We start from the raw sequence: 11,502 nt of genomic DNA, 5'->3' as shown, positions 1-11,502 counted from the left end.
CTCTTCCCAAGTTCTTTCAGGGGGCCGAAACATGATAGGTGGTAAGGCGGAAATTGTGGGAATGGCACAGCGAGGGTATACTGATGCGTTTTCCCGACACTCGTCGGGCAGCGCTCCCCCTGCACGAGACACGACGTATCCCCCTGTACCGATGCCCGTTCTCGACAACGCCACCCAGCTCGAACTGATGTCCTTGCTCTCGCCTCTCTTCGTGCGCGAGAGCGGGCGAAGAGCGCTGCTCGACCAGGCGCTTGGCGACGCTTGCCCGGTGCTGCGGCAATTCGCATGGAATGGAGAGGCCGAGCCTTTCGTCCTGCGGCTGATCAGCGTACTCGCCGAGTCCGGCGAGATCGAACCCGGCAGACAGTCTCTGTGGCAGTTGCTGCAGTTCGCGCGCGAGCGGGTGGCAGCCGATCTGCAACCACGGATCGATGCGCTTGCGGCGATCCTCGATCGGCCCGCTGCGGCAGCGGGCCGTGTCGACAGCAGGGTTGCGGCTGAGGCTGGCCCACTGCCCTTGCGCGTTTTTCTCGCTTCACCGGGTGACGTCAGCCAGGAACGCGGACTGGCGCTGCAGGTCCTCGAGCAACTCCCCTACGACCCGCTGCTGCGCGGTCGGGTGACAATCGAGACGGTTGCCTGGGACAAGAGCGGAGCCGGGACACCGATGCTGGCGACGATGACGCCGCAGGCAGCGATCGCCGCCGGGCTACCCAAGCCTTCCGCGTGCGACATCGTCATCGTGATCGTCTGGTCAAAAATGGGAACGCCGTTGCCGGTAGACGAGTACCACAAGGCCGACGGCAGCGCCTACCTCTCCGGGACGGAATGGGAATACCTCGACGCGCTCGCGGCTGCACAAAGCTGCGGGCGACCGGAAATCCTGGTTTACCGCCGCACCGAAAGATGCCTGCTCGACCCCGATGACGACCAGTTCGAGGAGAATACACTTCAATGGCGGACGGTTGGCGCCTTCTTCGCGACCTTCCGCAACCCGGACGGTTCGATCCGCGCCGGCTGTAACGAGTATCCAGCGCCGGAAGCATTTGGTCGCGATCTTGACCTGCACCTGCGCGCGGTCATCGCGCGCCTGTTGCAACGCCGTTCGGCGGCAGCCGCCCGGGCGGCCGAGACAGTCCGGGCGGCCCCGGCTCCGGCCATGCTGCCGTCCGCGCCAGCGTGGAACGGCTCACCCTTCCCGGGCTTGCGCGCCTTCACTCCCGACGATGCGCCGATCTTTTTCGGCCGCGCTCGCGAGACCGACGAACTCGTCCGCCGCCTCGCCGTCGGCTGTCGCTTCCTCGCCGTGGTCGGCGCTTCGGGTTCGGGAAAATCGTCGCTGGTTGCCGCCGGGCTCCTGCCACGGCTACGCGCCAACGGCGTCGAGGGAGCCAAGGACTGGCTGTTGCCGCAGGTCCTGCCAGCCGGCACGGGGCACCGCAAACAATGGGTCGGGCTGCGTTTCACACCCGGCGAACTGGGCGATGACCCCTTCCTCGCACTGGCCGCCAGATTCGCGCCACTGCTGCCGGAGGAGATTGCGCCACGCCAGCTCGCCACGCTGCTCGCCGACAATCCGGGCAGCATCATCGCCCAGGCCGGTGCGGCACTCGCCGCACTACCGGCCTGGGCGGAAATGCTGATCTTTATCGACCAGTTCGAAGAGCTGTTCAACGTCGTTGCCGAGAGCCGGCAGGCCGCTTTCATCGAACTGCTGGCGATCGCCGCCGGCAGCCCGCGCTTGCGCGTCGTAGTCACCATGCGCGGGGACTTTTACCACCGCTGGCTCGCTTGGCCGCGCCTACCGGAGATCCTGCGGGCGGCGCCTGCACCGGTGGCCGCGCCCGGTCTCGCTGCACTGTTTCAGATGATCACCGGCCCGGCGGCACGTGCCGGTCTCGAACTTGAAGAAGGTCTGGCGGCACGCATCCTCGAAGACACCGGCAGCGATTGCGGCGCACTGGCGTTGCTCGCCTTTGCCCTGCACGAACTTTACGCGGCGCGCACCGAGTCCGGCTGTCTGACACATGCCGCCTACGACGGCTTTGGCGGCGTCAGGGGGGCGATCAGCCGGCGCGCCGAAAAGACCTTCAGCGGCCTGCCGCCGGCTTCACAGGGTTTGCTGCACAAGGTGTTCGGCGATCTCGTTGACGCCGACGAGCGCGGCATCGCCACTCGCCGGCGGGTGCCGCGCTGGCAGTTGGCGTCGTCACGCGAAACCGACGAGTTGATCGACGGCTTCGTCGACGCGCGACTCCTGGTCAGCAACCAGCGCGCGACGGAAGAGGCAGTGGTCGAAGTCGCGCACGAAGCACTGTTCCGCGAGTGGCCGCGGCTGCACGACTGGATCGTCGAGCGGGCCGGCGACATCCGGACACTGCGGCAGGCTGAGGCGGCGGCAGACGAGTGGCAGCGCAGTGGCGGCAGAGCGAGCCACCGCTGGCAGCACGAGCGTCTGTCACCGGTTTATGAAGCGCTATCGCGGCTGAGGATGGAGCGCGACGAGCTGCCGGAACCGGCGAAGTCATTCCTGCGCCCCGAGGCCGATCGTCTGCTGGAGGAGATCATGCGCCCGGTGACGACGCACTACCGGCGTGCCGAGATCGGTGACCGGCTGGCGATCATCGGCGATCCGCGGCGGGGAATCGGGCTGCGTCCCAATGGCGATCCCGATCTCGACTGGTGCGAGATCCCGACGGGCACGGTGAGACTGAAGAACCATGCCGGAGAGTTCCCGGTCGCGCGCTTCTTCATCGCCAGGTATCCACTGACTTGGCGGCAGTACCAGGCCTTTGTCGACGACCCTGGAGGCTACGGCAACCAGAAGCGCTGGTGGCGGGGACTCCACCATGAACGAGATCCGGGCGAGCAGTACCGGCAGATCGCCAATTGCCCGGCCGAAAACGTCTCATGGTACGACGCGGTCGCTTACTGCCGCTGGGCGAGCGCGCGATTGGGTTACGAGGTGCGGCTGCCGACTGAATGGGAGTGGCAGCAGGCCGCGACCGGTGGCCGAGCAGGCAACGAGTATCCGTGGGGCGGCCAATGGGTCGAAGCCTGCTCGAACACGAGCGAAAATCGGCTGAGTCGAACGACGGCGGTCGGAGCGTATCCGGTTGACAAGTCGGCCCACGGCGTACTCGACCTCGCCGGCAATGTTGGCGAATGGTGCCTCAATGAGTATGACAGGCCCCGCAACGCGGTGACAGCGGGCGATGCCCGGCGTGTCGTGCGCGGCGGCTCCTGGAATCTTGCCCGCGACTTCGCACGCTGTATCGTCCGCGGCCATCTCGTCCCAAGCACCCGCACCTATGACGTGGGTTTGCGCCTGGTCTGTCTGCCGGCGACCGAAGCGCCGCCCCCGGCATCCCGAACCAAGATCGAACCCGGTTTGCTGTAGCTCCCGAATACAGTAACCCCCTGGCCGCGCCAGGGCTTCTCGCGCCCTGCTGACGGCAATGCGCTGGCCGTCAGCAGGTATGATTCCCGATGCCCGACCTCGCTGAAAAGCCGCCACATCCGCCAGCTTGCGGCGGTACGCGGCGACAACGGCATCACTTGGCGCTTCGTGCTCGGCCACAACTTCATCCACTTCGACCGGCCACACTTGGCCGCGGTCGCTCCACGGCTGCGGCTGCTTGCCCTGCCGGTGATCGACACCCTGTGGCTCAATCCGCTCGCCTTCCCGCGCCACCCCTACCACCACCTGGTCAAGTATTAACTCACGCTCGACCTGTTTCGACCTGTTCCACGACCAGCGCGCGGCGAAATCCTCTCCGAGGACGAAGAAGCCGATGTCGAGCGCGACAGCGCCACCAACGACACGCGCGTGCACACCGCCGTCTCCTGGCTGGAGGAAGTCCACCTGCTGACCCGCGAGGAGAATCAGGTGCAGGTCTTTCCGTTGTCGCTGCGCGTCGGCTCGCTCGACCACCCTCTCCATCAGCCATCGCTTCTCTCCTTCGGTCGATCAACGCTTTGACAACATCATTTTGCCGGACCGAAGCGGTGATTGACCAGTCACCCGATTTGCCGCAGTTTACGGACTCGATCAGGAGCAAGAAGCGATGAGTGAAACGAAGACGCGAATGCTTCACACGCATGATACGAGGCGCACAGGCGCTGTGTGTCAAACAGACTTCTGCTGGCAAACGCGCAAACCCGCGGGTATGGGCTACTACGCCCATCCTGGCATTGCGCCCATCTTGATCGACGGGTACCGACGCACATGAGCCACCAGGATCTCTATCAAAACCTGCGCGCAGCACTATTGGAGCGCCGCTTTGTCCACGCGCTGCAACGGCGCGTCTATATGTACACCGGTGGTGCGGTGATCCGGCTCGACGGGCATGACTTCACGGTATCGCCCGATCCGCGCTCCGTACAATTCAAGCTGCTGAGCGAGCACGAGAAAGCTGCCTTGTTGGAACGGCCACGCGCGCACTTTGCAGCGCTCACCCCCGCTGAGCGCGAAGCGGCACGCTGGACTGATGAAGACATCTACGAAGAGAATCCGTGGCTACACTTTGCGCCCATGGTTGTGGCGCTGGCGGTGGAGCAGCGCCTGGGGCATGCTCAGGCTACAGTGGTGCTCGATTCAGTGCTGCAGTCGTTGGCGGGGATGTTTCGCTTTGGCGGGGCGTTTGCCGGCTACCCCATACGCTGGGATCCCGCCTTTAGCCCCATCGGCAAGCACATCTGGTTCGACCAGGACACCAAAAATCGCAGCACCGAGTTTTTGCCCGATGGTAATGGCTACGGTTATGCCAATCCCCCCTCGGACTTCCGCCAGCACCACCGCCGCTCACCGGCGCTGATGTCGCAGCTGATGCTGCGTAACGATCAGGCCTCGCTCGAACGCGAACGGCAAGACCAATACGATTTCAAGCGCCAATGTCGTCAGTGGGAAGTGTCGCAAGACGAGTTTTTTGGCATGGTGACCGTGCTCTGGGCCATCGCCACGATTACTGCTGACCCGGGCCTGCGCGCACGCGCCGCCGCGCTGTTGCGTCCCATGGCTTCCTATTTATCCGCCCACGGGTATTTGCTGGTGCGCCCGCGAGGCGGTCTCGTGCCGCGCGGCCATGGTGAATCACTGGTCGGGGCGGAGCTGGCCCTGCAAGAGGCCTTTGACAGCGTACTGGGCGCACGCTTTGCCGCCGCCACCGACTGGTTGGGCGCCATGCGTGCGGCGGGTTACGCGCCGCAACTGGAACCGGCGCTCACCGCGGGCGCGATTGCCGGATTGCCGCTGGGCTGGGCAGCGCCGCTGCTGGCTACGGTGCCTTTGGTGGGTGCCATGTTGACTGCTACGGTGGTTCGCCCGCACATGGGCCTCGCCATGGCGCATCCGCTGTTTGGTGCCCACCTGGGCCAGATGCTCGCCATCTGCAGCCGCAGCGAACTCTTCGATCCCTATCAGGAAGAAGGGCGTGGCGACCCGGCGCTCTCATTCTTCCTGCACCAGCACCCCGCATCCTTTCGCTACGAACTGTATTGTGATCTGATCCACAGTTCCCCGGTCGAATATCCGGTGACCAACTTTGTTCCCTTTCAGAGCCTGTTCGGTCTGGACCGGAGCCCCCTGATTCGTGATCGCTACTTTATTTGGTTTGACGCGCGCCGCGCGCAAGCCACACAAAACACGCCGTTGTTTTCGCTCGCTGTGGCTTGCCTGTTGGCGGGTGATGGTCGCTACGAAGAAGAACTTGCCGATCGTCTGGACACGGCACGCGTGAAACTCGCCAGCGTGCATCACAGCGATTTGCCTCTGGGCGTCGTCGCCCACGATGGCGTCGGCGGCGGCACCACGCTGGCAGAGTTGCCTGCGCCGGCCATCGACTACATGGGCGCCCTGGCCCTGGCGTGGTGGCATCGACAGCGACGCGGCGCCAATACCTACGCGCCGTTCCCCGCCCCGCCGACTGACTTCAACAACTGGCGCAAGCCCCTGTCGCGCGACCGCCAGAGCGAACTGTACCCGCCCGGAGCCAGTGCTCCAGCGCGCGCACCGGTGGTCGCACCTGACCTCGAGGTGGCGCCCGACACTACGTTGCCACCCACGCTGGAGAGAAACATTACCGTGCCACCCACGGTGAAAGAGGTGGACACCGGCATCGACATCGAGTATGGCGACAGCTTTAGCCTGGATGGCAGCGGCACGGTGAGCATCTTCGGTGCGCCGCAAGCAAGCATCGGCGTGGCGGGTTTGAGCTGGCCTGCGCCGCTTGACCCGGAGTGGCCAGTGCACACCGGCATGGACCCCAATGCACGCCAGTACGCGTTGGCGGCAAGGCTTAACGGTTGGTTCATGGTAGGGCAGGGCACGGGCACGCGTCGCTGGCAGTACCTGCAGCGAGATCAACCGGCAAGCGGTCGCCGTCGCCTGTATTTGCGCGTCAATCAACCTGACCCGCAGTTGATCGGCGCCAGTGGCGCGTTTCGGGCACGCCTGCGCATCTGGAAGGCGCCGGCGACCTCGCCCATCCATTTTGTAGATCTGGTCGCACGTGATTGGGATCTATTCCCGCCGCGCGTCGAAATTGTCTACGGCGCGGTGCCCACGCTGACGGGACCTTCGTTTCAGGCCATTCCAGCGCAGCTTACACTTACTGTGCGGCTGGACGGCGGGCCGTGGGAACTGGTACACGGTGCTAGTCTGCCGCTCCCCGGCACCATCAATGGTCCGGTGAGCGGTGTACCGCTACACAGTAATTCATTGCAGCGGCACGTGGTGTTTTGGAGGGGACCTACCGACCGCACAGACCACGGCACCCACAACGGCCACTATGAATTCCGCGCCACGTTGCTGGCGCGCGGCGTGGGCATCGCCGACACCGTGGCATGCAAAATTCATTGGCATGGGCAACGCATTCAATGCGTGCGCCGCCCGCCGCGCGGAGTGCTCGCTGGTCTGGCGGGCGTGGGTGGCTTGATGCCCTCGGGAAGGCGTTGGTATCTAACGGTGCGCCAGGCGCTGGAGGAGATCGAGCGCGGCCAAAGTTTTTATGTCGAGGAGCCCACCGGGGATCGTGTGGAGGTAATGGTGGATCAAACCTTGCGTGGCAAGCGATTTCTGCGGACCGTAGCCGATGGAGACAAACCAAACAATCTGCTGAGTTTGCCCTCCTGCCCGTAACAGTAAGGACGCCAGAATCGTACTCAGCTTGAATCGACTGGCTGTTGTCAATCTTCGGCTGTCCGATGTCATTGACAACCTGACCCTCTGTTCTGGGCGGACAGCACGCATTCGTCGGAATCAAAGACTGCGGCTCAGGAAGGTTTTCTACCGTGGGCAGGTAACCAATGCATTGCGGACTTCGGCGGAACTGAAGCTCATGGTCGGCCCGGGCCGACGACCGGACCGTCTATCAATCCTGCCGACCGTCTCCTCCTCCCTGAAAAGCCGACGCTTGCGTGCCGGGACGGTGCAGGGCGGCTCTGGACACATTCCAGTCTGCCAGCCGGCCGAGGCACGTTACCTCACCACCTCGAAGGCTGCCTCGTCTATCGGCTGCAGGAGGTTGCCTACGGCGGCCTGCCGAAGGAGGTCAAGGTGCATCTGGTCGACTGCGGCGAGCAGCACTCCAGGATCAGGATTGGGCGCGACCCCGAGGTGCGCCTGATGCCCGGATCGGTCCTGATTCGCGAACGGGACGACCGCGCGTACCGCGTCATTGTCACGTCGGACGGTTTGTACGAACGCGATGGTCAGCACTACAAGAGACCGTCGGCAGCAGCCCGTGCAATCACCGGCACCCACTGGTCACCCTGCTCGACAATGTGGCTCGCATACCGGCTGCCCAGGTCAGAGTGATACAACAGTCCCGGCGCCGGCCGCTTCCGGAACCAGGTCAGGGTCAGCGCAGCAGTCACGATATCAGCCGTCACCCCCCAGCGATACCGGCCAGGCCTATATCGCCAACCAGCGTGCCGAGGGCTGGATTCCGGTGACCGATGACTAGACGACCCGGCGTTTTCTGGTGGTCACATGAGCGGCCAGCGCTCCGGCGTCTGATGACCGACATCGAGCGTGGCCAGATTGACATCGTGGTCGTCTACAAGATCGACCGCCTGACGCGCAGTTTCTCGGACTTCTCCAGGATGGTCGACGTGTTCGAGCGCTATGTGAATCGCCCCGTGAATTGAGAAGGCTCCATTACCCGAGAAAATGGAGCCACGATGAGCAAGCCGAAGCAATATTCACCGGAAGTCAAAGAACGTGCTGTCCGCATGGGTCAGGAGGCGGGCAAGGATGACCCCTCGCTGTGGGCGGTGGTCGAATCGATTGCACCGAAGACTGGCTGTGCCGGCGCCACGCGGCATAACCGGGTCAAACGCCAGGAGCTCGATGCGGGCATGCGCGACGGCGTGACAACTGCCGAGCGGGAACGCCTCAAGGCACGGGAACGAGCAGTGAAGGAATTGCGCCAGGCCAACGAGATTCTGCGATTGGCCAGTGCGTTTTTCGCACCGGCGAAGCCCGACCGCCTCAAGAAGAAGTGAGGTCGTCCATTGACCAACACCGCGAGCGGTTGGGGGGGGTCGAGCCGATCGGCAAATTGTTGCAGCTTGTCCCGTCCGGCTACGGGCGCCCTGCTGCCCGGCAACGCGATCCCGCATGGCGCAGCGCCCGGGCGCGCCGAGATGAATTTCTGATCCCCCACCTTCAACGGGTTTGGCAAGCCAACTTTCAGGTCCATGATGCCGACAAGGTCTGGCGGCAGTGGCCGCGCGAAGGCATCCCGGTCGCCCGCTGCCCCGTCGAACGGCTGATGCGCCGGAACAAGCGCTCCACGCCCGCCAGCCCGAGCGGGATGCCAGCCTGATCCCTCCTCCGGATCACGGATCGCAAGACGTTTCCATCCGCTACCCCGGGCGCCGGGCCGAGGCCGGTATTGAGCCTTCCGTTGGCAGCACAGGGGATTCCTGCGACAACGCCCTGGCTGAAACCATCAACGGTCTCGACCAGGCCGAACTGATCCACCGCCGGCCCCCCCGGAAAATGGGGGAGTCCCTGGAACTGGCCACCCTCGAATGGGGAACCTGGTTCAACCCCCAGCGCCTGCTTGAGCCTCTCGGATACATTCCGCCTGCCGAGGCGGAGGATCGGTATCCTTTGCAACTCACTGTTCAGGCCAAACACGTCTGCACTCAAACCACGGGACCTCTACGAAACTCGGGGCGATTCAAGATCACCGGCGGCAAGGTGATGAGCGGCACAGGCGCTGCGGCCTGCCGCGGCCGCCTTGCGCACCAGCCAGTCGGCACTGGGCGCCTACTTCAGGCGGATGGTCGCACATGGACAAGCCCAAGGCGGTGACCGCCGCCGCTCACAAACTGGCGCGCCTGATCTACACCATGCTCACCAAGGGCGAGGAATACCCCGACCAGGGACAGGACTACCATGAGGAGCGCTACCGCCAACGCGTCCTGCGCCAGCTCGCCCAGCGCGCTGAAAAAATGGGAATGGAACTCGTCGCTACCGAATGTCACTCTTGAAAACATCATTCAAAACCAGTCACTTGCGGTGTGTTTCTTGAGAGTGGAGTTATTCATTTGTTGCGCATAGCCCATGCGGCTATTGGGCTAGCGGGACCGGACCGCGTTGCGGCCATCTTCCTTGGCCTGATAAAGGGCCGTATCAGCCCGGCGCACCGCTCCTTCCTCATCCTCATCCTCGCTACCGGCCATTGCGACACCAATACTTACCGTGACTTGCCCAACCACGGGGAAAGATTGGTCGGCAACTGTGCGACGAACGACCTCAGCGATCCGCAATGCGCCTTCGCGAGTCGTCTCCGAGAGGAGGGCCAAAAACTCTTCCCCACCGTAACGAGCAACGAAGTCCGTCGCTCGCAAGGAACTCGTGAGGACAGTCGCCATGTGTCGCAGGACCTGGTCACCGGCTTCGTGGCCGAAGGTGTCGTTGACCTCCTTGAACCAGTCGACATCCATGAACAGAACGGCATAGGGATGACCCGACCGCTTCAAGCGGAGGAACTCCATGCGCAGCCTCTCATTGGCAGACTTCCGGTTTTGCAGACCGGTGAGCGTATCCCGCCGCGCAAGCTGCTCCAGTTCCCGATTGGCGGCCACCAAGGCGGCAGAACGTTCCGCCAACAGCTCTCCGGTCTGACGAAGTGCACTAGCGACCTCGGCCGATTCCTGGATCGATACCTCTGGAATGGGCACCAACTGCCCCTTTCCCAAGGCGATGGCCGGCTCGGTCAGCGCACGCACTGAAGCGGCTATGATCCGCCCCGCCATCCAGGCCAAACCCAGCCCGATGACGAGCAAAGTTGCCAGACCCAAGGCTATCCAGGTCATGGTGTGCCTCAGACCCCGTTCCAACAATTGTCGTGGAATGCCGATACCGACGCTCCAGCCAGTAACCGACGAGCGGCTCCAGGCCGAAAGCGTCGGAATCCCCTCGCGCGTGACTGTCTCCATGACCCCCTCCGTGGATTCGCTGATGCGCTGGATGTACTCGGCCGTTCCCTTCTGGCCAACGAATTCTTCAGGGGACTGGGTCCGCGCGGCTATGGTGCCCGTGTGGTCGAAGATTGCCGAAACCCAACCCGCTGGGAAGTTTTGTGTGACGAGAATGGCGTTGAAGTCATACGGCGACAAACCAACGCTTAGAACATAGGCCACCTTTGCGTCGAAGATCACCGGCAGGTCGATGCTGACCACGGGCTTGCGGAGCACTCCGCCGATGTAGATTTCCGAGACTACCGGCTGTGCGGTCTCAAAGACATGACGGAGTATCCCCGGATGGCCATGCCGCGGCAGGGGCTCGCCGTATTCCCGTAGCGTATTGACGATCTGCTGGCCGCTCTCATCGCTGAGCACTACGTTCATGCCCACTTTCGTCGTTGCGATGACCTCTCGCGCCCGTCGGTGGAAGCCCTCCAGATCCTGCCGGTTCAGGGCGCCCGACGTGGCCAGTACCTCCCCGACGGTCCGCGCCCTGAGCAACTGGCTATCAACGGCTTGGGCCATAGCACGTGCCGTGGCCATCAAGTCCCGTTCGAGTTGGGCACGTCCGTTCCGGTATTCCCGCGCGAACAGGACCACGACGCCCAGTATCCCCGGCATGAGGCAGGCAAGAACCAGCCACAGAAGAAGTGTGCCGATTCGCCAGCGGGTAGCAAAGCCGAATGACCGAAGGCTTTTCACGAGTTTCGAGCCATCATATCGGTAAGGTCCAAGGCAACCGGCCCCAACAACTTTAGACAGGGGTCTTGGAATTCTGCAGTGGTTTCTGCCCCCGACCTTTGATCCAAATTATAGCCAGTTGCGTCTGCCAAGGCGGGAAACCTTGCTGTTGCATCACCAGCCAGCCATCCTTTCTCGTTATTGGAGTTGCCCCCTTTCGGTGGACGGATTGGCGCTTGAGAATCAAGCGCCGGGATAGTACTCCAGGGCAGGGTTATCCACGGTGCCGCCGCCGGCCCCTCTATGGCCGGAGGCGAGCGGCGCGGTGGGTAACCCGTGTTC

The 11,502-nt window shown here is 63.6% G+C and carries 7 protein-coding genes, 2 pseudogenes and 1 other annotated feature; of the genes and pseudogenes, 8 read left to right on the top strand and 1 reads right to left on the bottom strand.

Annotated features, from left to right (window positions below; all coding sequences use genetic code 11):
* The first annotated feature begins 61 nt into the window (after positions 1–61).
* From JNK99_RS15025 to JNK99_RS14995, 8 genes and pseudogenes are all read left to right on the top strand, one after another.
* On the top strand, positions 62–3,400 hold the full coding sequence (locus JNK99_RS15025) for an SUMF1/EgtB/PvdO family nonheme iron enzyme (RefSeq protein WP_291854464.1): 3,339 nt from the start codon (positions 62–64) through the stop codon (positions 3,398–3,400).
* A gap of 168 nt (positions 3,401–3,568) precedes the next feature.
* Complete coding sequence (locus tag JNK99_RS15020; protein ID WP_291854462.1) at positions 3,569–3,721, top strand: hypothetical protein; 153 nt, start codon at positions 3,569–3,571, stop codon at positions 3,719–3,721.
* 108 nt (positions 3,722–3,829) lie between these two features.
* Complete coding sequence (locus JNK99_RS15015) at positions 3,830–3,982, top strand: hypothetical protein (RefSeq protein ID WP_291854460.1); 153 nt, start codon at positions 3,830–3,832, stop codon at positions 3,980–3,982.
* 246 nt (positions 3,983–4,228) lie between these two features.
* Complete coding sequence (locus tag JNK99_RS15010) at positions 4,229–7,138, top strand: DUF3892 domain-containing protein (RefSeq protein ID WP_291854458.1); 2,910 nt, start codon at positions 4,229–4,231, stop codon at positions 7,136–7,138.
* Positions 7,139–7,225: 87 nt separating this feature from the next.
* A complete protein-coding gene (locus tag JNK99_RS17710; protein ID WP_366518769.1) occupies positions 7,226–7,816 on the top strand; it encodes a DUF2924 domain-containing protein in 591 nt (196 codons plus the stop codon).
* Positions 7,817–7,898: 82 nt separating this feature from the next.
* Positions 7,899–8,127 (top strand): annotated as a pseudogene (locus JNK99_RS15005) (recombinase family protein); the annotation flags it as partial.
* A 54-nt stretch (positions 8,128–8,181) separates the two neighbouring features.
* Positions 8,182–9,106: pseudogene (locus tag JNK99_RS15000) on the top strand (hypothetical protein); the annotation flags it as partial.
* Positions 8,460–8,579: a sequence feature (AL1L pseudoknot), on the top strand. It overlaps the preceding pseudogene by 120 nt.
* Before the next feature lie 194 nt (positions 9,107–9,300).
* Entirely contained in the window at positions 9,301–9,501 is a 201-nt protein-coding gene (locus JNK99_RS14995; protein ID WP_291854456.1) for a hypothetical protein, read from the top strand.
* An 87-nt stretch (positions 9,502–9,588) separates the two neighbouring features.
* Here the strand turns inward: JNK99_RS14995 and JNK99_RS14990 are convergent, their stop codons facing one another.
* Entirely contained in the window at positions 9,589–11,181 is a 1,593-nt protein-coding gene (locus JNK99_RS14990) for a diguanylate cyclase (RefSeq protein WP_291854454.1), read from the bottom strand.
* Positions 11,182–11,502 lie beyond the last annotated feature (321 nt).

The organism is Accumulibacter sp., assembly GCF_016789985.1.
Lineage (GTDB): Bacteria > Pseudomonadota > Gammaproteobacteria > Burkholderiales > Rhodocyclaceae > Accumulibacter.
The sequence above is the reverse complement of the archived record's forward strand: the minus strand, read 5'-3'. Positions and strand labels throughout refer to the sequence as shown.

What these genes read in the sequence shown, in the direction of transcription:
- JNK99_RS15025 (WP_291854464.1), top strand. Translation starts at nt 62, where the DNA reads ATGGCACAGCGAGGGTATACTGATGCGTTTTCCCGACACTCGTCGGGC.
- JNK99_RS15010 (WP_291854458.1), top strand. Translation starts at nt 4,229, where the DNA reads ATGAGCCACCAGGATCTCTATCAAAACCTGCGCGCAGCACTATTGGAG.
- JNK99_RS14995 (WP_291854456.1), top strand. Translation starts at nt 9,301, where the DNA reads ATGGACAAGCCCAAGGCGGTGACCGCCGCCGCTCACAAACTGGCGCGC.